Origin of the sequence: Klebsiella sp. CN_Kp106, from assembly GCF_040064575.1 — a bacterium.
Taxonomy (GTDB): domain Bacteria; phylum Pseudomonadota; class Gammaproteobacteria; order Enterobacterales; family Enterobacteriaceae; genus Klebsiella; species Klebsiella michiganensis.
This window is the reverse complement of record NZ_JBEAIG010000050.1, coordinates 95306-115538: the sequence shown is the minus strand read 5'-3', so window position 1 is coordinate 115538 and position 20233 is coordinate 95306. Positions and strand designations below refer to the sequence as shown.

Here is a 20233-nt window from a genome sequence, read left to right as displayed (position 1 = left end):
CCGACAGGCGGACGCCGCCGGGGGAGGTTCAGGCAAAAATGGTCATCAGGTAGGCGGCGAACAGCGCCAGGTGCGCCGCGCCGTTCAGCACGTTGGTACGCCCGGTAGAGAACGATATCTGGCACAGCAGCAGCGAGGCGACCATCACCACCATTTCCGGCGCGCCAAGGCCAAAGCGCAGTTCGTTGCCGGTGAGGAAGGCGATAAGCGTCACCACCGGCACCGTCAGGGAAATGGTGGCCAGCACGGAGCCGAAGAACAGGTTCATCGCCCGCTGGACCTGATTGTTCAGGACCGCTTTCAGCGCGCCAAGGCCTTCCGGAGAGAGGATCAGCAGCGCGACCAGGAAGCCGGTAAAGGCGACGGGGGCATTCATGCTGGTCAGCAGCGTCTCCAGCGGATTGGCGTTCATTTTAGTCACGGCGATAACCGCAACCAGGTGTACCAGCAGCCAGGCGGTGTGCCACTTGCTGCTATGGGCCGACGGTTTGCCGTGATGCGGGTCATCGTCGTCGCCGTCATCCTCGTGTTCGTAAACAAACAGGCTCTGGTGCGTTTTCGTTTGAATCAGCAGGAACACGCCGTACATGGCGGCGGAGATCAGCGCAACCAGCAGCGCCTGGCCGGTAGTGAAATTAGCCCCGGGCAGCGCCATGGGAAAGACCAGGACGATGATCGCCAGCGGAAAGAGGGCGATGAGGTACTGTTTAAGGCCGAACAGATTCATATACTGGGTGGCGAATTTGCGCCCGCCCAACAATAAAGAAAAACCTACCAGCCCGCCGGTAACAATCATGATGATTGAATAAAGCGTATCTCGCATCAGGGTCGGCGCGGCGTCGCCGGTGGCCATTAATGCGGAAATCAGGCTGACTTCGAGAATAACTACTGAAAGGCTTAAAATTAACGAACCATAGGGTTCGCCAAGGCGGTGCGCCAGAACGTCGGCGTGGCGAACAACGCTGAACGCGCTGCTCAGAATCCCGACCAGCGCCAGGATATTAATGGCAACGACCACTGGCAGTGACTGGCTGCTTCCCCAGAAAAACAGCACCGCCAGCGCCAGAACCGGAAAGGCGAGGGTGGTCTCCTTGTGGCGGGTTTTCACCGCCTCATGTGCATCGGTCATGAATTATCTCCAGGTGTGCAGGTGTTATAATTATAGATACTGTAAGTTAATAAAATAACAGACATTGATCGAACTACTTTGTTTTTTTACTTAAATTTACCACTCTGACCATGGAAAAGTGGTAGATTGCCATAAACTGCGGTTACTATCGTTTTGTATTTATTATTCAGATAATTACTAAAACATCTTTCTCATTTATCCATCGCCTTGTCAGCCGGTAAATCGCCTGACAGACTGACTATTCACCTTAAATCTGGAGGTCGCCATGCCCTATAGCAACAAAAGTGAATTACCCGACAGCGTTCAGCACGTTCTGCCTGCGCATGCCCAGGAGATTTACAAAGAGGCCTTTAACAGCGCCTGGGACCAGTATAAGCATAAAGAAGACCGACGCGATGACGCCAGCCGTGAAGAGACGGCGCACAAAGTCGCCTGGGCGGCGGTGAAAAATGAGTACCAAAAAGGCGATGATGATAAGTGGCATAAGAAGAAGTAATCGCTTTTGCTACGTCATGTGCTGCCTGAGCCCTTGCCCGCGGCTCGTTCATTGCTTATTGTCAAATAAAGCTGGATAATAATTCGGCAATACTTCACGGATGGCACCAGATAATCGCCGGGAAGCGGGCAGTGGCGGAGGTAGTAGAAAGTGTTAACGCGTGATTTCTTACTGAATGCGGATTGTAAAACGGCGTTTGGCGCTATTGAGGAATCGCTTCTTTGGTCGGCAGAGCAGCGCGCAGCCTCTTTGGCGGCGACCCTGGCCTGTCGTCCGGACGATGGCTCGGTGTGGATCTTTGGCTACGGTTCGCTGATGTGGAATCCGGCGCTGGAGTATCGCGAGTCCTGTACCGGTACGCTACCGGGCTGGCACCGCGCGTTTTGCCTGCGGCTCACCGCCGGACGCGGTAGCGCCACTCAGCCGGGTCGAATGCTGGCGTTGAAAGAGGGCGGGCGCACCACCGGCGTTGCCTACCGCCTGCCTGATGACACTCTCGAAGAAGAGCTGACCCTGCTGTGGAAGCGGGAGATGATCACCGGCTGCTACCTGCCGACCTGGTGTAAGCTGGATCTGGACGATGGCCGCACCGTCAATGCATTAGTTTTTATTATGGACCCGCGTCATCCGCTGTTTGAGGCGGACACCAGCGCGCAGGTGATTGCGCCGCTGATAGCGCGCGCCAGCGGCCCGCTTGGCACCAACGCTCAGTATCTGTTCTCGCTCGATCAGGAGCTGCGGAAACTCGGGATGTACGATGCCTGCCTCGACGATTTAGTCGGCAAGGTGCGTCATCTGCTGGGGGAAAGCAGCCAGCCCGGGCTGGCTTAAGAGTATATCGCCCGGGTTTCCCCGGGCGTTTGCTATCAGGCGGGAACGTAGCTGATGGAGTGCTCCAGCGACTGGCTGTGGCTGTCGATGAGAACGTTCCAGGTGCCGCTGTAAGGCACGGTCAGATACGCGCTATCTCTGTCCTGCACACTCAGAATATCCGCATGACTATCGCCAGGCACTTTGGCGCTCATCAGGTGAATGTGGCAGCGTTCGGAACAACGCACCACCAACGTATCACCGCCAAACAACGTTAAACTTGCTTTTACCATTGCCATTTAATCTCGACCCCGTTTCTGTCTACAGCATCCTGCCAGCCCATTAACCCGCGTGATATTGTTCACACTTTGCTCTGTGCATAACACCAAAGGGGAGGGGGGCAGATGCTGATTTTGATCAAAAAAAGGAATAAAGATTAAACAAAAATGACGTTGTGCCTGAAAGCATTCAGCTGACATTGTTTTCGGTTAACAAACGCCGCCAGCTTAATATTTAATCCCGTTGAATGGCGGATTTTTAGAAGGTCAGGACTTTATCCGCCGCCAGCGTCCACTGCGCCAGCTCGACGAGGGTGCCAATCTCCACTCCATCAATCAGCGGCAGCGCGCCGATTCCCCGGCCGTCAGCGCAGGTTTTACACAGCTTCACCGGCACGTTTTGCGCGGTGAGGATCTCCAGCATCTGCTGAATGTTGTAGCCTTCCGCTGGCTTCTGTCCGCGCAGGCCGGCGGTCACCGCATCAGACATTAAAAATAATTTCAGTTCGAGGTCAGACTGCTGCTCGCGCAGGGCGATAGCCAGACGCAGGCTATTGAACAGGGATTCGCTGCCGTAGGCGGCACCGTTAGCGATAATCACAATACGTTGCATAAGGACTCCTTCTATAAGGCACGGTTATTGCTTGGCTGAAGTATAAAGCGTTAACCCGGGGGAAGGGTATGAATAATGTGGCGGGTAATACGCCTGAGGTGGTCGACTGGTTTGCGCGCGCGCGTCGCTTACAGAAGCGGCAGCTGCGCCAGCTGGCGCAGCAGGGGGCGCTGGCAGGCCAGATAAGCGCGCTGGTGCATATGCTGCAGTGCGAGCGCGGCGCGTCAAATATCTGGCTATGCTCGGGCGGCAGACTATACGCGGCGGAGTGCCGGGCGGGCGCGGCGCTGGTTGATGAGCAGCTCACGCGGTTTTATGCGGCGCTGGAACCTGCCCGCGATGCCGCCAGCAGCGCGCTCTGCTGGCGCATTGCCTGCGCGGTGTGGTATCTGACGCAGCTTGTCGCGTTGCGTAAACGCGTGCGCGGCCTGGAGATTGCCGCCGAAGAGGCCACCGGGCAGTTTAGCCGCATTATCCGCCACCTGTTGAATATCGTTCCGCAGCTCAACGACAGTATCGACGATCCGCAAATCGCCGGGCGGATGGTCGCGCTTTACAGCTTTATGCAGGGGAAAGAGCTGGTCGGACAGGAGCGCGCGCTGGGCGCGCTGGGCTTTGCCCGCGGACAGTTCAGCGATGAGCTGCGCCAGCAGCTGGTGGACCGCATTGACGGCCAGCAGCCCTGTTTTGACACTTTTCAGGCTTTAGCCAGTTCGCCGCAAACCGTTCTGTTTGTTGAGCAGTGCCAGGCCGGCCTGGAAATTGAACAGCTGCGGCGGGTCGCCTGCACCCGCCAGCCGCCGCCGGACGAGGGAGAAACGGCGCTGCGCTGGTTTTGCGTTCAGACCCAGCGTCTTGAGCAGCTGCGCGGCGTGGAAGAGCGGCTGATCGCAGACCTGCTTAACGCGGCCGATGCGCTGCTGGAGGGAGACGATCGAGAGGTCCAGATGCCGCCCGCCGACTGGCAGGAGGACGGTATAGCCCTGCGGCTGGATAAGCAGCTGTTGCCGCTGGTGCGCCAGCAGGCCCATGAGCTACAGCAGCTCTCCGCCCAGCTCGCGTCGTTAAAAGATGCGCTTGAAGAGCGCAAGCTGATTGAAAAAGCCAAAAGCGTGCTGATGACCCACCAGGGAATGCAGGAGGAGCAGGCCTGGCAGGCGCTGCGTAAAATGGCGATGGACAAAAATCAGCGCATGGTTGAGATTGCCCGCGCGCTGCTGACGGTGAAGTCGCTATGGCAAGTACCACCTAAGGAGTAGATGCACAATCAGCGGGCATATATTGCCAGCCGACGGTGCAATTTTTGCCTCAAACGCCCCCGACGAGTGAGCCAACGCGCGTGAACCGGGCCTCCGCAAATCTGGCATTGGCTTTGCATTAAATAAAACGAGTGAATAAAGGTTTTGGGCAGCGGGCCAACGGCGGCACGTATGTCTAAGGATAAAGGCGTCCAGCGGTGCGTAAGCACCGCCGGGCGCTTTTTTTTGCGCGTTTCTGGAGCGGGTATGGGCGATACGTTTTCAATTTCACGGCGGCGTTTATTACAGGCGGGGGCGACGCTGGGCGGCGCGATGCTGCTGCCCGGCATGATGCAGGCGGCATGGGCGGCGGGGTCGGATAAGCCGGAACAGACTACCGTGCGGGTCGGTTTTATTCCGCTGACCGACTGCGCCCCCTTAGCTATCGCTTCCCTGAAGGGATTCGATAAAAAGTACGGTATCACCCTCGTCCCGAGCAAGGAGGCCAGCTGGGCGGCGGTGCGCGACAAGCTGGTTGCCGGGGAGCTGGACGCCGCGCACATTCTGTACGGCATGCTCTACGGCCTTGAGCTGGGGATCGCCAGTAAACCTCAGGCGATGGCCAATCTGATGACCCTTAACCGCAACGGTCAGGCGATAACGCTCTCCAGCGAGCTGCAGGAGAAGGGCGTCACCGACCTGGGCGGGCTGAAAAAACTGATCGGCCAGCAGGCGCCGGGCAGCTACACCTTCGCCCACACCTTCCCAACCGGCACCCACGCGATGTGGCTCTACTACTGGCTGGCGAGCGGTGGAATTAATCCCTTTGACGATATTCGCACCGTCGTTGTGCCGCCGCCGCAGATGGTAATGAACATGCGCATCGGCAATATGAGCGGCTTTTGCGTTGGCGAACCGTGGAACGCGCGCGCGATAAACGATCGTATCGGCTTCACCGCCGCCACTTCGCAGGATATCTGGCCGGAGCATCCGGAAAAAATTCTCGGCACCCGCAGCGAATGGGTTGAGCGTCATCCCAACACCGCGCGCGCGCTGGTGGCGGCGCTGATAGAGGCCCAGCGCTGGATTGACGCATCCGCCGAGAACACTCGCGAAACGGCGCGCCTTCTCGCCAGACGCGCGTGGCTGAACACCAAAGAGCAGTACCTCAGCGGGCGCATGCTCGGCGAATACGACAACGGTATCGGCCGCCGCTGGCAGGACGCGCACCCGATGCGCTTCTACGAACGGGGTGAAGTGAGTTTTCCGTGGCTCTCGGACGGCATGTGGTTTTTGACCCAGTTCCGCCGTTGGGGATTGCTGAAGTCGGCGCCGGATTATCTGGCGGTGGCCCAGCGCATTAACCGGATTGACGTCTGGAAAGAGGCCGCGCAGGCGGTCGGCGGCATCAGCGCGCCGACGCAGGCGATGCGCAGCAGCACGCTGATCGATGGCAAGGTTTGGAATGGGGCCGATCCGGAAGGCTACGCCCGCAGTTTCGCGATTCAACGTAAGGGGGCATGAGATGAAACACGCATATAAACCGCAACCGCAGGTCGGCGCCGACAGCGCGCCCGGCGAAGTCATTACCCTGCCGCCGCTGCAGGTGCGCAAAACCACGCCTCCGCTCAGCCGCTGGCTGCGGGATGTTACCCAACGTCTTTTGCCGCCGCTGCTCGGGCTGGGATTGCTGCTGCTGGGCTGGCAGCTGGCGGCGATGAACAGCAAAGGCTTTCCGACGCCGCTCAGTACGCTGGATTCCGCGCTAACCCTTTTCGCCGACCCGTTTTATCAGGACGGGCCGAACGATATGGGCATCGGCTGGAACGTGCTGGCGTCGCTGCAGCGGGTGGCGGTGGGATTTGGCCTTGCCGCGCTGGCGGGAATTCCGCTCGGCTTCCTGATTGGCCGCTCGCTGTTTTTCGCCCGCATGTTTAACCCGCTGATCGCGCTGCTGCGCCCGGTCAGCCCGCTGGCCTGGCTGCCCATCGGCCTGCTGCTGTTCCAGAAAGCGGAACCCGCCTCCAGCTGGACCATTTTTATCTGCTCGATCTGGCCGATGGTCATTAACACCGCCGAGGGCGTGCGGCGCATTCCGGAAGATTACCTCAACGTCGCCCGGGTGCTGCAGCTGTCGGAGTGGACGGTGATGCGCAAGATCCTCTTTCCGGCGGTATTGCCCGCGGTGCTGACCGGGGTTCGTCTCTCCATCGGTATCGCCTGGCTGGTGATTGTCGCCGCCGAAATGCTCACCGGCGGCTTAGGGATCGGCTTCTGGATCTGGAACGAGTGGAACAACCTCAACGTCGAAAACATCATCATCGCCATCGTCATTATCGGCGTGGTCGGGCTGCTGCTGGAACAGGGGCTGATGCTGCTCGCCCGTCGTTTTAGCTGGCAGGAAAAATAGGGAGTCGTAGATGAAACCATTAATTCAGGTCCAGGGCGTCAGCCAGCGTTTTAACACCGCCAGCGGCGAATTCCTGGCATTGCAGAACGTCTCCTTCGACATCTACGAAGGGGAAACCATCAGCCTGATCGGCCACTCCGGCTGCGGTAAATCAACCCTGCTGAATCTGATAGCCGGGATAGCCCTGCCGACGGAAGGCGGCCTGCTGTGCGACAACCGTGAAATCGCCGGGCCTGGGCCGGAACGCGCGGTGGTGTTTCAGAACCACTCTCTGCTGCCGTGGCTGACCTGCTTTGACAACGTGGCGCTGGCGGTGGATCAGGTCTTTCGCCGCAGCATGAGCAAAGGCGAGCGTAAAGAGTGGATTGAGCACAACCTCGAGCGGGTACAGATGGGACACGCCCTGCACAAGCGCCCGGGAGAAATCTCCGGCGGCATGAAGCAGCGCGTTGGCATTGCCCGGGCGCTGGCGATGAAACCGAAAGTGCTGCTGCTGGATGAGCCCTTTGGCGCCCTTGATGCCCTGACGCGGGCGCATTTACAGGACGCGGTGATGCAGATCCAGCAGTCGCTGAATACCACCATCGTCATGATTACCCATGACGTTGATGAAGCGGTGCTGCTTTCCGACCGGGTGCTGATGATGACCAACGGCCCGGCGGCGACGGTCGGGGAGATCCTCGACGTCAATCTGCCGCGACCGCGCCATCGCGTGCAGCTGGCGGACGATAGCCGCTATCACCATCTGCGCCAGCAGATCCTGCACTTCCTCTATGAAAAACAGCCGAAAGCGGCGTAGGGGGGCGGCGATGAGGCGGCAACTGGTGATTATTGGCAACGGTATGGCGGCCACGCGCCTGGCGCAGGCGCTGGTAGAGCGCGATGCGCAGCGGTTTAGCATCACCCTCATCGGCGATGAGCCGCGCCAGGCCTATAACCGCATTCAGCTGTCGCCGGTGCTTGGCGCCGAGAAAGCGGCAAGCGAGACGCTGCTGCTGCCCGCGTCATGGTATCCGCGGCATAACGTGACGGTACGCGCCGGTGAAACGGTTACGGCGGTGGATATTGCGGCCCGTACGCTGCAAACCACCGCAGGCGAACTGGGCTGGGATGAGCTGGTGTTCGCCACCGGCTCGCTGCCGTTTCTGCCGCCGCTGCCGGGCATCACCCAGCCGCACGTTTTTGCTTTCCGCACCCTGGCGGACGTTGAGGGCATCCTGGCCATCGACGGCCCGGCGGTGGTCATTGGCGGCGGCGTACTCGGCGTAGAGGCCGCCGCGGCGCTGCGGCGTCATGGTGACGGTGTCACTTTACTCCATCGCGGAAGCGGGCTGATGGAGCAGCAAATCGATGCTTTTGCCAGCGAGCAGCTGCAAATGCTGCTTGCCGAGCGCGGGATTCGCTGCGTGATGGAGAGCCGTATCGCCGCTATTGATGAACATCAGGTGCGGCTGGAGGACGGCCGCGCGTTTGCCGCCTCGCGGGTGGTGCTGGCGACCGGCGTGCAGCCGAACAAACGGCTGGCCGAGCGCAGCGGGCTGGCCTGCGCCCGCGGAATCCTCGTTGACCGCCAGCTGGCAACCGCGCAGCCGGGCGTCAGCGCCATCGGCGAGTGCTGTGAAATCGACGGTCAGACCTGGGGGCTGGTGGCACCGTGTCTGCGCCAGGCGGAGGTGCTGGCGGACCGCCTGTGCGCGACCCCTGGCGAGGATTTCAGCTGGCAGGACAGCGGCACCCGCCTGAAGGTCACCGGCATTGAGCTCTTCAGCGCCGGCGAGCTGCGGGCCGCCGAACAGGATGACGTATATACCAGCTGGGATCCGCTGGATCGCCACTACCGTCGCCTGCTGCTGCGCGACGGCAAGCTGCGCGGCGTACTGCTGCTGGGCGATTGCAGCAGCGCCGCGCCCCTCACCGCTCTGCTGGGGGCGCATGCGCCGGCGCCGGCAGATTGGCTCTTCGATCCCTCTTCAACGATGCAGCCGCGCGCTGCGGGACAAACTACGATGACAAAACCTGTATTAGTGCTGGTCGGACACGGTATGGTCGGCCACCATTTTCTTGAGCAATGCGTCGACCGTCACCTTCATCAACAGTACCGGATTGTGGTGTTCTGCGAGGAGCGCTATGCCGCTTACGACCGGGTTCATCTGACTGAATATTTCGCCGGACGCAGCGCGGAATCGCTGTCGCTGGTTGAGGGCGATTTTTTCGCTCAGCACGGTATTGAGCTGCGCCTGAGCGAATCGGTCGCCAGCATCGACCGCGAAGCGCGGGTGGTGCGCGATGCCTTCGGCCACGAAACCCACTGGGATAAGCTGGTGCTGGCGACGGGGTCTTACCCGTTTGTTCCGCCGGTGCCGGGTCATAATCTCGAGGGCTGTTTTGTTTATCGTACGCTGGACGACCTCGACCAGATTGCCGCCCGTGCCGCAACCGCCCGACGGGGTGTGGTTATCGGCGGCGGCCTGCTCGGGCTGGAAGCGGCCAACGCGCTGAAGCAGCTGGGGCTGGAAACTCACGTTGTCGAGTTTGCGCCGAACCTGATGGCGGTGCAGCTGGACAACGGCGGCGCGGCGATGCTGCGGGAAAAAATCAGCCAACTGGGCGTCGGGGTGCATACCAGCAAGGCGACGACGGAAATTGTGCGCAATGAGCAGGGGCTGCAGCTGAACTTCGCCGACGGCACCTCGCTGGCGACCGATATGCTGGTATTCTCCGCCGGTATTCGCCCCCAGGACGCGCTGGCGCGCAGCGGCGGACTGAACGTAGGCGAACGCGGCGGCATTTGCATCGACAACCAGTGCCGTACCTCCGACCCGGACGTACTGGCGATCGGCGAATGCGCCCTGTGGGAGAACAAAATTTATGGTCTGGTGGCGCCCGGCTATCAGATGGCGCGCGCCGCGGCGGCCACCCTGGCGGGCGAGGCAGGCTGCTTTAGCGGCGCGGATATGAGCACTAAGCTGAAGCTGCTGGGCGTCGATGTCGCCTCGTTCGGCGACGCCCAGGGGCGCACGCCGGGCTGTCAGAGCTATCAGTGGACTGATGGGCCGCAGCAGATCTACAAAAAAATCGTGGTCAGCGCGGAGGGCAAAAAACTGCTCGGCGGGGTGCTGGTCGGGGATGCCAGCGACTATGCCACGCTGCTACAGATGATGCTTAACGGGATGGCTTTACCCAAACACCCGGAAAGCCTGATCCTGCCGGCGCGGGAGGGCAGCGCGCCAAAAGCGCTCGGGGTAGCGGCGCTGCCGGACAGCGCGCAGATTTGCTCCTGTCACAACGTCAGCAAAGGCGATATCTGCCAGGCGGTGAGCGGCGGCGCGGGCGATATGGCGGCGATAAAAAGCTGCACTAAAGCGGCGACCGGCTGCGGCGGCTGTAGCGCACTGGTGAAACAGGTGATGGAGTACCAGCTTGCCGAGCAGGGCGTCGAAGTTAAAAAGGATATCTGCGAGCACTTTCCGTGGTCGCGGCAGGAGATCTATCACCTGGTACGCGTCAACCATATCCGCACCTTCGAACAGCTGATTGCCCGCTATGGACGCGGCCACGGCTGTGAAGTCTGTAAACCTCTGGTGGCCTCGGTGCTGGCCTCCTGCTGGAATGAATATCTGCTGAAGCCGGCGCATCTGCCGCTTCAGGACACCAACGATCGCTACTTCGCCAATATTCAGAAAGACGGTACCTATTCGGTGGTGCCGCGCATGGCGGCGGGAGAGGTGACGCCGGACGGGCTGATTGCGATCGGCCAGATCGCCAAACGCTATCAGCTATACAGTAAAGTGACCGGCGGCCAGCGTATCGACCTTTTCGGCGCGCGCCTGGAGCAGCTCCCGGCAATCTGGCGCGAGCTGGCAGAGGCGGGATTTGAAACCGGCCACGCCTACGGCAAATCCCTGCGGACGGTGAAATCCTGCGTCGGTTCGACCTGGTGCCGCTACGGCGTCCAGGATTCCACCGGCCTGGCGGTCACCCTCGAACATCGCTACAAGGGGCTGCGCGCGCCGCACAAAATTAAAATGGCCGTCTCCGGCTGTACCCGCGAATGCGCGGAAGCCCAGGGGAAAGATATTGGGGTTATCGCCACGGAGAAGGGCTGGAACCTGTACGTTTGCGGCAACGGCGGCATGAAGCCGCGCCATGCCGACCTGTTCGCCAGCGATCTTGATGAGGCCACCCTTATTCGCAGTATTGATCGGCTGCTGATGTTCTACATTCGTACCGCGGATCGCCTGCAGCGCACCAGTACCTGGATGGACAACCTTGAAGGCGGGGTCGACTATCTGCGCGACGTGATCCTCGAAGACAGCCTCGGCATCGGCGAAGAGCTGGAGCAGGAGATGGCGCGGGTGGTCGAGAGCTACCAGTGCGAATGGCAAACCACCCTTAACGATCCGCAGCGGCTGGCGCTGTTCCGCTCCTACGTGAACAGCGATGAGCCGGACGAAAGCGTACAGCGGCAAACCCTGCGCGGCCAGCCGCAGCTGGCCCCGTTCGCGGCGCAGGCCGAACCGGCGCTGCCGTCCCGCCCGTGGCAGGCCATTTGCGATCTCGACGCCATTCCGCAGCAGGCGGGGATTGGCGCGCGGCTCGGCGAGCGGCAGATTGCGCTGTTCCGCTTCGGCGACCAGGTGTATGCCCTCGATAACCTTGAACCGGGCAGCGAGGCCAACGTTTTGTCGCGCGGCCTGCTTGGCGATGCGGGCGGCGAACCGATCGTGATTTCGCCTCTGTATAAGCAGCGTATCCGCCTGCGCGATGGCCGCCAGTGCGACGGCGGCGAACTGGCGGTACGCGCCTGGCCGGTCAAAGTGGAGAACGGTAAAGTGTGGGTTGGCAACCAGCAGCTGCTGGCGCGCGCGGAGGCCTCCTGATGACGGAAACCAGGACCACGTGTCCCTATTGCGGAGTCGGCTGCGGCGTTATCGCCAGCCTGAATGCCGATGGCCAGGTTACCGTACGCGGGGATGAGCAGCACCCGGCAAACGTTGGCCGCCTGTGCGTGAAGGGGGCGGCGCTGGGCGAAACCGTCGGCCTGGCGGGAAGATTGCTCTTCCCGGAAGTCGACGGCGAGCGCGCAACCTGGACCCAGGCGCTGGCGGCGGCGGGTTCGCGCCTGCGGGAGGTTATCGACCGTCACGGGCCGCAGGCGGTGGCGTTTTATGCCTCCGGCCAGCTGCTGACCGAGGACTACTACGCGGCGAATAAGCTGATGAAGGGGTTTATCGGCGCGGCAAATATCGATACCAATTCGCGGCTGTGCATGTCTTCAGCGGTCACCGGCTACAAACGGGCGCTGGGCGCTGATGTGGTGCCGTGTAGCTATGAGGACGTGGAAAACAGCGATCTGGTGGTGCTGGTCGGGTCGAACGCCGCCTGGGCGCATCCGGTACTCTATCAGCGGCTGGCGCAGGCGAAGCGCGACAATCCGCAGATGCGGGTGGTGGTCATTGATCCGCGTCGGACCGCCACCTGCGATATCGCGGACCGGCATCTGGCGCTGGCTCCCGGCAGCGACGGCGGGCTGTTTGTCGGCATGCTGAACGCCATTGCCGCCAGCGGCGCCATCAGCGGCGATTTCAGCGATGCGCCGCAGGCGCTGGCTATCGCCCGGAACTGGGACCTCGACAAAGTAGCGCAGTTCTGCGGCCTGCCGCGACAGCAGGTCGCCGATTTCTACAGCGAGTTTATCGCCGCTCCGCGCGCCATCACGCTCTATACCATGGGGATTAACCAATCCGCCAGCGGCAGCGATAAATGCAACGCTATCATCAACGTTCACCTGGCGAGCGGGAAATTTGGCCGCCCGGGCTGCGGGCCTTTTTCGCTGACCGGACAACCTAACGCCATGGGCGGGCGCGAGGTGGGCGGGCTGGCGACCATGCTGGCGGCGCATATGAATTTTGAAACCGATGATTTACGGCGTCTGGCGCGCTTCTGGGGGACCGAACGTCTGGCGCAAACGCCGGGGCTGACGGCGGTGGATCTGTTCGCCGCCATTGGCCGCGGCGAGGTGAAAGCGGTGTGGATTATGGGCACCAATCCGGTGGTGTCGCTGCCGGACAGCCATGCGGTAAGCGAAGCGCTGGCGGCCTGTCCGCTGGTCATCGTTTCCGACGTCGCCGCCGCTACCGATACCGGACGCTTTGCCCATATCCGCTTTCCCGCGCTGGCGTGGGGGGAGAAGAGCGGCACGGTAACCAACTCCGAACGGCGGATCTCACGCCAGCGCGCTTTCATGCCGCCGCCGGGGGAGGCCAGAGCCGACTGGTGGATCGTCGCCCGCGTGGCCCAGGCGCTGGGCTTCGGCTCCGCCTTTGCCTGGCAGCATCCGCACGAGGTGTTCAGCGAACACGCCGCGCTTTCAGGATATGAAAACGATGGCCAGCGGGCGTTTGACATCGGCGGACTGGCGGATCTCAGCCGCGAAGCGTGGGATGCGCTGGAGCCGGTGCGCTGGCCGGTGAGCCGCAGTCATGCAAGCTGGGGTTTGCTCAAGGGGTGGCACCGCAGCGGCAAACTGCGCATGGTCCCGGTGACCCCACAGCCCACTCGGGCGGTCACCGATGCGTTCTATCCGCTGATCCTCAACAGCGGGCGGATCCGCGATCAGTGGCACACCATGACCCGCACCGGCGCGGTGCCGCGTCTGATGCAGCATATTAGCGAACCGGTGGTGGAAGTCGCGCCAGCGGACGCGACGCGCTATCAGCTGCTGGAAGGTGAACTGGCGCGGGTCCGCTCACCGAATGGGGTGATGGTAGCAAAAGTGACAATCAGCGCTGGCCAGCGTCCCGGATCGCTGTTTGTGCCGATGCACTGGAATGATCAGTATGCTCGCCAGGGACGGGTGAATAACCTGCTGAGGGCGGTCACCGACCCGCACTCCGGGCAGCCGGAGAGTAAACAGGCGGCGGTAGCGATAGCCGCCTGGCTGCCGGCGTGGAAAGGCGAGCTTTTTGCTCGCCAGCCGGTTCCGCTCCCCGCCTCGCTGCACTGGCGGCGTCGGGCGGCACAGGGCGTTATCCATCTTTCGCTGGCGGGGGATATCCGCTCCCGCGACTGGCTTGTGGGCTGGTGTCAGCGGCAGGGATGGCAGATGCAGGTAGCCGAAGGCGGCAACGTCTGGAACCTGCTGGCGTGGCAAGGGGGAGAGCTGATGCTCGGCTGGTGGAGCGACGCCAGCGAGCCGGCTATCGATGCCGAGTGGATTCACGCCGCGTTTCGCACCCCGCCGCAGAACGCCGCCCGGCGCCACGCACTATTGAGCGGCAGAAAAGGCGGCGATGAGATGCCGCGCGGGCGCATTATCTGCAGCTGCTTTAGCGTGGGCGAACGGGCGATAGGCGAAGCGATTGCCAGCGGCTGCCGTACGCCTGCCGCGCTGGGGGCAAAACTCAAATGCGGCACCAGCTGCGGTTCCTGTCTCCCGGAGCTTAAGGCGCTGCTGGCGGCGAAGCGGGTTCAGGCCTGAGATTCAGCATATTCCTGGAATCGCGCCAGAGGCTGCGAGGGCGGGCAAAAAACGATAAACTTAGGTTTTGCCGCCACCACTTCGTGAGTAGACGTAACCGATTTGAGCTCCTTGTCGTTCCGCATAACCCCGTATTTACCGCTTCTTCTGCTGCTGGCAGGCGCGCCCGCCCGCGCGCTGCAGGACAATCAGGCGTTCTCCGGCGCGCCTGAGAGCTTACCCGACCTCGGTCTGGCGCCGCAGGTCGACGACGACGCAAAGCACTTTGCCGAGATGGCGAAGAAATTTGGCGAAGCCAGTATGAGCGATAACGGGCTGACAACCAGCGAACAGGCGCGAGTATTTGCCATCGGTAAACTGGGGAATGAGGTCAGCCACCAGCTGGAGAACTGGCTTTCGCCGTGGGGCAACGCCAACGTCGATCTGCTGGTGGATAAAGAGGGCCATTTTACCGGCAGCAAAGGGAGCTGGTTTGTCCCTCTGCAGGATAACGGCGACTACCTTACCTGGAATCAGTACTCGGTCACCCAGCGGGATACGGGTCTGGTCGGCAATATTGGTCTCGGCCAGCGCTGGCGGATGGGCTCCTGGCTGCTGGGCTACAACTCTTTCTACGATAAAGCTCTGGACGATCGGATGGCGCGCGGCAGCGTCGGGGCCGAAGCCTGGGGCGAGTCGCTGCGCCTGTCGGCGAACTACTACCAGCCGCTCGGCGGCTGGCAGCAGGGGAGTAGCCTGACCCAGCAGCAGCGTATGGCGAGCGGCTACGATGTGACCGCCCAGGCGCGGCTGCCGTTTTATCAGCACATTAATACCAGCGTCAGCGTGGAGCAGTATTTTGGCGATAGCGTCGATCTGTTCCATTCGGGTACCGGCTACCATAACCCGGTCGCGGTGTCGGTGGGGCTGAATTACACTCCCGTTCCGCTGGTCACGGTGACGGCTAAGCATAAGCAGGGCGAGAGCGGCGTCAGCCAAAATGATGTTGGGCTGAAGCTGAACTATCGCTTCGGCGTCCCGCTGAAGCAGCAGTTGGCGGCCGATGAAGTCGCCGTTAGCCGATCGCTTCGCGGCAGCCGCTACGACAGCCCGGAACGGGATAACCTGCCGGTCGTTGAATATCGCCAGCGTAAAACGCTGTCGGTTTATCTGGCGACGCCGCCCTGGGATCTTCAGCCGGGGGAGACGGTGCAGCTGAAACTGCAGATTCGCAGCCTGCACGGCATTAAGTCGCTGAGCTGGCAGGGGGACACCCAGGCGCTAAGCCTGACATCGCCAATTGAGGCGAACAGTACGGACGGCTGGACCGTGATTATGCCGCGCTGGAGCAGCGAAGCCGGGGCGAGCAACCGCTGGCATCTTTCGCTGGTAGTGGAGGATAAAACGGGTCAGCGCGTCTCATCCAATGAGATCGCACTGGCGCTGACTGAGCCGTTGGTACGGGTACCGGCCGAGGGCGTTTCGTGGCAGCATCTGCCCTAAAATACGCGCTCCTGATGGACCCAAACCGCCGCTTCCACGCGCGATTTCAGCTTCATTTTCTTGAGCATATGCTTGACGTGGACTTTGACGGTACTTTCGGTGATGTCCAGACGGCGGGCGATCATTTTGTTCGGCAGGCCCTGGGCAATCAGCTTGAGAATATCGCGCTCGCGCGGGGTCAGCTGGCTGATGTCGCGGTCCGAGGTGGCGCGATTAGCGCGCAGGCTGGCAGCCAGCACCGGGGTTAACGCTTCGCTGAGCACCATTTCGCCTGCCGCGGCCTGCTGCAGCGCCTTCAGCAGATCTTCCGGTTCCATATCCTTCAGCAGATAGCCGTCGGCGCCGCGTTTCAGAGCGGTCACCACATCTTCTTCATGATTGGAAACGCTAAATACCACCACGCGGCCGGAAAGCGACTTTTCGCGCAGCTTGTCGAGGGTTTCCAGACCGTTCATGCCCGGCATATTGAGATCCAGCAGAATCAAATCGGGATCTAATGATTCCGCCATCGCAATCCCTTGCTCGCCGTTGCTGGCTTCGCCGATAACCTGGATGTCCGGGGCCATGCTGATCAGCTGTTTGACGCCGGTGCGCAGCATCGGGTGATCGTCGATGAGAAGGATGGTTGCCCGTTCCTGTTGACTCATGAAGTTCTCCTTATTGGATTGAAAACGATTTTTCAGGGATAAAGGTGACCACCACTTCGGTACCGCCGGTTTCCCGACGCCGAACCTGACAGTCCCCGCGCAGGCTCTGCGCGCGATCGCGCATGATAATCAGGCCGTAGTGGTTGCTGCGCTCCGCGTGATCCGGCACGCCGCGACCGTTATCGGCCACCGTCAGCCGGACCTGATTGTCCCGCAACGCCACGGTAACGCTGACGTCGGTGGCATTGGCGTGTTTCAGCGCGTTGCTGAGCGCTTCCCGGGCGATTTGCAGCAGATGAATGGCCTGATGCGATGGAACAAAACGCGGCGGCAGCTGATAATCCAGGCGTACCGTAAAACCGAAGTGGGCGCTGTATTCCCGGCAGCTGGCCTCCAGCGCCGGGCGCAGCCCCGGTTCGGTGAGCTGTAGCCGGAAGGTCGTCAGCAGTTCGCGCAGCTGGGCCCAGGAGGTATTGAGTTCATTACGGATTTGCCCCAGCAGCTGGCGGCTCGCTTCCGGCAGATCGTCGCCCTGCATCTGCAGGCAGCTAACCTGCATTTTCATACAGGAGAGCGACTGGGCGATGGAGTCGTGGAGCTCGCGGGCGATAGTGGCGCGCTCCTCCATCACGATAAGCTGCTGCTGGCGCTCCTGATGGCGATCGAGGGCGAGGGTGCCGGTGAGTTGTTCAACCAGCGTATCCACCAGCTGCTGCTGATCGTGGCTCAGATGCCGCCCGGCGGGCAGGGTGGCCAGCAAAATACCGTACTGATTATGGGCATCCGACAGCCGCCATTTTAAGGTGGTGCCGGTATCCGGCAGCGGCGGCAGATCGCGCGGACACAGATAGCAGCCTCTGTCGTCGCACTGAATATCGGAGTGGCAGGAAAACTCCTGATGGTTGTCTTCATCTTCCATATCGTAAACGCGAACTTCAATATCGCGCAGCAGGGTTAGCCCCTGTAACCCGTTAAGAACGGGTGAAATGCGCTCGCAGAGCGGCGCGTTCGAGTGCAGTCGGCGGTTGGCCTGCCACAGGAAGGCGAGGATCTCGTTTTTCTGCTCCAGACCGGCGGTTTTTTCCTGCACCCGGCGTTCAAGCACCGAATAGCTCTCCGCCAGCTCTTCAGACATATTGTTCAGCGCCATACCGAGCGTCGCCATCTCGTTGCGTCCGCTAATCTGCGCGCGCTGGGTAAAATCGCGTCGGCTCACCGCTCGGGCCATGCCGAGCAGCTGTTTCCACGGGCGTAGCAGGCGGGCGCGCAGCCAGACGATGGTAAACACCAGCAGCAGCGCCATCCCCACGGCCATGATGCGCTGGATCCAGACCACGTGTTTAATCCGCTCCTCGGTGGTGTGATCGAAAGCGGTCACCAGTTGGTCGATGCGATCGACAAAGCCAGCGACATCCGTCGCGACCGAGGCCTGATTTTGCGCCCTGCGCATTCCCGGCGCCAGCTCCAGCTGCCAGTAGTGCTGTAACGCCTGAAGCTGGCGCTGCTGATCGTCATGGCGGGCGGCGTACTGCAGTTCCGGGCTAAAAACGGTGGCCGTCATTTCATCGAGCAGCTTTTGATCGCTCTCGCCCAGCGGTACTGCCGCCAGCAGGCGGTAGCTCTGCATGCGCAGCGAGCCGGCTTTGTTAATCGCATGCGCGCTGCCCTGAACGCCGTGCACCAGGCGAGAAGAGATCGCCATTCCGGCGACGCCGATGACCGTGGCTAACAGAACGATTAACGCGAGTTGATTAACCAGCGTTAGCGGCGTAAAAAGACGTTTCAACATGGGGTATGAGGCTCCTGACCGGCAAATCATCCGGGAGTGGCGCTTATTCTCGGACATCCCCTGGAGTATACCCATACCCCCAAAGGATTACCCCTTAATTGTCAGGGTGTGATGGGCTGGTGGCAGACGTTCGGGCAATGCCAGCACTGGCGTGAAAAACCACACTTTTTTACGCAGAAATAGCTACTCACTTCGGGTGATGCGTTTTTTTTAGCCAAATTAGCGCCAACTTTTCCTTTGATTTATATCAACTTACCGCCGCCTGTAACCCATAAGGTAGCCAGGGTTAATATGAATTATTAGAGGTGTCTATGAGTCACTCTTCAATCCCGGAGAAGACTAACAGTTCAGTCATTAGCGACTGGCGTCCCGAAGATCCTGAATTCTGGCAGCAGCGCGGTCATCGCGTCGCCAGCCGCAATCTGTGGATCTCCGTCCCGTGTCTTTTGCTGGCATTCTGCGTCTGGATGTTGTTCAGCGCCGTTGCCGTCAACCTGAATAAAGTCGGCTTTCAGTTTACCACCGACCAGTTGTTTATGCTGACCGCGCTCCCGGCGCTCTCCGGCGCGCTGCTGCGCGTGCCTTACGCGTTTATGGTGCCGCTGTTCGGCGGACGTCGCTGGACCGCGTTCAGTACCGGGATCATGATCGTGCCCTGCGTCTGGTTAGGCTTCGCGGTACAGGATACCTCTACGCCCTTCAGCGTTTTCGTGATTATTTCTCTGCTCTGCGGTTTTGCGGGGGCGAACTTTGCTTCCAGTATGGCTAACATCAGCTTCTTCTTTCCGAAACAGAAGCAGGGCGGCGCGCTGGGCATCAACGGCGGCCTCGGGAACATGGGCGTCAGCGTAATGCAGCTGGTTGCCCCTCTGGTGATTTCGCTGTCGATCTTCGCCGTCTTTGGCGGTACCGGCAGCGAGCAGCCGGACGGCTCCATGCTGTATCTGGAAAACGCGGCGTGGATCTGGGTGCCGTTCCTGATTATCTTCACCCTGGCGGCGTGGTTCTTTATGAACGATCTGTCGGCGTCGAAGGCGTCGCTGAGCGAGCAGCTACCGGTACTGAAGCGCGCCCATCTGTGGATTATGGCGCTGCTCTATCTTGCCACCTTCGGCTCGTTTATCGGCTTCTCGGCGGGCTTCGCCATGCTGTCGAAGACCCAGTTTCCGGATGTGCAGATTCTGCATTACGCGTTCTTCGGGCCGTTTATCGGCGCCCTGGCGCGCTCGACCGGCGGGGCGATCTCCGACCGCCTCGGCGGGACTCGCGTGACGCTGGTGAACTTCGTGGTTATGGCTATCTTCTGCGGCCTGCTGTTCCTGACGCTGCCGACCCACGGCGAGGGCGGCAACTTTATTGCCTTCTTCGCGGTATTTATGGTGCTGTTCCTGACCGCCGGTCTGGGCAGCGCGTCTACCTTCCAGATGATCTCGGTTATCTTCCGCAAAATGACCATGGATCGCGTTAAGGCGCAGGGCGGCAGCGAAGCGCAGGCCATGCGTGAAGCGGCGACCGATACGGCGGCGGCGCTGGGCTTTATTTCGGCGATTGGCGCGATTGGCGGCTTCTTTATTCCAAAAGCGTTTGGTATTTCGCTGGATTTAACCGGCTCACCGGCCGGCGCTATGAAGGTCTTCCTGGTGTTCTATATCGCCTGCGTGGTGATTACCTGGGCAGTCTACGGACGCAAGCAGAAATAATATTTCTTTCTGAGTTTCTGCAAAGGGCGCAACGGTATTTGCGCCCTTTTTAGCGTTTATTTTTTAGTTACAACATACTAATGGTATTGGGTAATTTTAAAAGCCCCCTGAAGTCACAGAAAAAATGACTTCAGGGGTATCTACCCCTTAATACCATGGCG

The 20233-nt window shown here is 60.8% G+C and carries 15 protein-coding genes; 10 read left to right on the top strand and 5 right to left on the bottom strand.

Annotation, left to right across the window (positions count from 1 at the left end):
• Positions 1 to 28: 28 nt before the first annotated feature.
• The gene (gene chaA, locus ABLU96_RS16245) at positions 29 to 1129 is read right to left on the bottom strand and encodes a sodium-potassium/proton antiporter ChaA (protein ID WP_004121802.1); all 1101 of its coding nucleotides are present in this window, start codon (positions 1127 to 1129) and stop codon (positions 29 to 31) included.
• Positions 1130 to 1394: 265 nt separating this feature from the next.
• Here chaA and chaB point away from each other — a divergent pair, with 265 nt between their 5' ends.
• Positions 1395 to 1625 (top strand): putative cation transport regulator ChaB, encoded by a 231-nt coding sequence (gene chaB, locus ABLU96_RS16240; RefSeq protein ID WP_009651994.1) that lies wholly within the window; start codon positions 1395 to 1397, stop codon positions 1623 to 1625.
• 150 nt (positions 1626 to 1775) lie between these two features.
• Positions 1776 to 2456, top strand: a complete 681-nt coding sequence (locus tag ABLU96_RS16235) for a gamma-glutamylcyclotransferase (protein WP_004851874.1) — start codon at positions 1776 to 1778, stop codon at positions 2454 to 2456.
• 35 nt (positions 2457 to 2491) lie between these two features.
• Here the strand turns inward: ABLU96_RS16235 and ABLU96_RS16230 are convergent, their stop codons facing one another.
• Both ABLU96_RS16230 and ABLU96_RS16225 read right to left on the bottom strand, forming a co-directional pair.
• Positions 2492 to 2734 (bottom strand): DUF1883 domain-containing protein, encoded by a 243-nt coding sequence (locus ABLU96_RS16230; RefSeq protein ID WP_002910387.1) that lies wholly within the window; start codon positions 2732 to 2734, stop codon positions 2492 to 2494.
• Positions 2735 to 2972: 238 nt separating this feature from the next.
• Positions 2973 to 3326, bottom strand: coding sequence for a DsrE/DsrF/TusD sulfur relay family protein (locus ABLU96_RS16225; RefSeq protein WP_014229754.1), 354 nt, complete (start codon positions 3324 to 3326; stop codon positions 2973 to 2975).
• A 68-nt stretch (positions 3327 to 3394) separates the two neighbouring features.
• On the opposite strand from ABLU96_RS16225, the gene nasR reads away from it, so the two are divergent.
• From nasR to ABLU96_RS16190, 7 genes are all read left to right on the top strand, one after another.
• Positions 3395 to 4585: a nitrate regulatory protein NasR gene (nasR, locus tag ABLU96_RS16220; RefSeq protein ID WP_064405791.1), complete on the top strand. Its 1191-nt coding sequence runs from the start codon at positions 3395 to 3397 to the stop codon at positions 4583 to 4585.
• 246 nt (positions 4586 to 4831) lie between these two features.
• Positions 4832 to 6088 (top strand): CmpA/NrtA family ABC transporter substrate-binding protein, encoded by a 1257-nt coding sequence (locus ABLU96_RS16215; RefSeq protein WP_064407281.1) that lies wholly within the window; start codon positions 4832 to 4834, stop codon positions 6086 to 6088.
• A 1-nt stretch (position 6089) separates the two neighbouring features.
• Entirely contained in the window at positions 6090 to 6974 is an 885-nt protein-coding gene (gene ntrB / locus ABLU96_RS16210) for a nitrate ABC transporter permease (protein ID WP_064405794.1), read from the top strand.
• A 10-nt stretch (positions 6975 to 6984) separates the two neighbouring features.
• Positions 6985 to 7773, top strand: coding sequence for an ABC transporter ATP-binding protein (locus ABLU96_RS16205; RefSeq protein ID WP_014838761.1), 789 nt, complete (start codon positions 6985 to 6987; stop codon positions 7771 to 7773).
• A gap of 10 nt (positions 7774 to 7783) precedes the next feature.
• Positions 7784 to 11854 (top strand): nitrite reductase large subunit NirB, encoded by a 4071-nt coding sequence (gene nirB / locus ABLU96_RS16200; RefSeq protein WP_074189032.1) that lies wholly within the window; start codon positions 7784 to 7786, stop codon positions 11852 to 11854.
• On the top strand, positions 11854 to 14454 hold the full coding sequence (locus ABLU96_RS16195; protein ID WP_064405796.1) for a nitrate reductase: 2601 nt from the start codon (positions 11854 to 11856) through the stop codon (positions 14452 to 14454). The genes nirB and ABLU96_RS16195 overlap by 1 nt, the downstream gene beginning before the upstream one ends.
• 102 nt (positions 14455 to 14556) lie before the next feature.
• Positions 14557 to 15936: a YchO/YchP family invasin gene (locus ABLU96_RS16190; RefSeq protein ID WP_064405798.1), complete on the top strand. Its 1380-nt coding sequence runs from the start codon at positions 14557 to 14559 to the stop codon at positions 15934 to 15936.
• On the opposite strand, the gene narL is transcribed toward ABLU96_RS16190, so the two are convergent.
• Both narL and narX read right to left on the bottom strand, forming a co-directional pair.
• The gene (gene narL / locus ABLU96_RS16185) at positions 15933 to 16583 is read right to left on the bottom strand and encodes a two-component system response regulator NarL (RefSeq protein ID WP_004103129.1); all 651 of its coding nucleotides are present in this window, start codon (positions 16581 to 16583) and stop codon (positions 15933 to 15935) included. The two genes, ABLU96_RS16190 and narL, sit on opposite strands and share 4 nt — an antisense overlap.
• Before the next feature lie 10 nt (positions 16584 to 16593).
• A complete protein-coding gene (gene narX, locus ABLU96_RS16180; protein ID WP_014229747.1) occupies positions 16594 to 18372 on the bottom strand; it encodes a nitrate/nitrite two-component system sensor histidine kinase NarX in 1779 nt (592 codons plus the stop codon).
• 311 nt (positions 18373 to 18683) lie between these two features.
• Here narX and ABLU96_RS16175 point away from each other — a divergent pair, with 311 nt between their 5' ends.
• Positions 18684 to 20072 (top strand): NarK family nitrate/nitrite MFS transporter, encoded by a 1389-nt coding sequence (locus ABLU96_RS16175; protein WP_004851854.1) that lies wholly within the window; start codon positions 18684 to 18686, stop codon positions 20070 to 20072.
• Positions 20073 to 20233: the final 161 nt, after the last annotated feature.

Coding starts and splice junctions, on each gene's coding strand:
- chaA (WP_004121802.1), bottom strand. CDS start 1,129: ATGACCGATGCACATGAGGCGGTGAAAACCCGCCACAAGGAGACCACC.
- chaB (WP_009651994.1), top strand. CDS start 1,395: ATGCCCTATAGCAACAAAAGTGAATTACCCGACAGCGTTCAGCACGTT.
- ABLU96_RS16230 (WP_002910387.1), bottom strand. CDS start 2,734: ATGGCAATGGTAAAAGCAAGTTTAACGTTGTTTGGCGGTGATACGTTG.
- ABLU96_RS16225 (WP_014229754.1), bottom strand. CDS start 3,326: ATGCAACGTATTGTGATTATCGCTAACGGTGCCGCCTACGGCAGCGAA.
- nasR (WP_064405791.1), top strand. CDS start 3,395: ATGAATAATGTGGCGGGTAATACGCCTGAGGTGGTCGACTGGTTTGCG.
- ABLU96_RS16215 (WP_064407281.1), top strand. CDS start 4,832: ATGGGCGATACGTTTTCAATTTCACGGCGGCGTTTATTACAGGCGGGG.
- ntrB (WP_064405794.1), top strand. CDS start 6,090: ATGAAACACGCATATAAACCGCAACCGCAGGTCGGCGCCGACAGCGCG.
- ABLU96_RS16205 (WP_014838761.1), top strand. CDS start 6,985: ATGAAACCATTAATTCAGGTCCAGGGCGTCAGCCAGCGTTTTAACACC.
- nirB (WP_074189032.1), top strand. CDS start 7,784: ATGAGGCGGCAACTGGTGATTATTGGCAACGGTATGGCGGCCACGCGC.
- ABLU96_RS16195 (WP_064405796.1), top strand. CDS start 11,854: ATGACGGAAACCAGGACCACGTGTCCCTATTGCGGAGTCGGCTGCGGC.
- narL (WP_004103129.1), bottom strand. CDS start 16,583: ATGAGTCAACAGGAACGGGCAACCATCCTTCTCATCGACGATCACCCG.
- narX (WP_014229747.1), bottom strand. CDS start 18,372: ATGTTGAAACGTCTTTTTACGCCGCTAACGCTGGTTAATCAACTCGCG.
- ABLU96_RS16175 (WP_004851854.1), top strand. CDS start 18,684: ATGAGTCACTCTTCAATCCCGGAGAAGACTAACAGTTCAGTCATTAGC.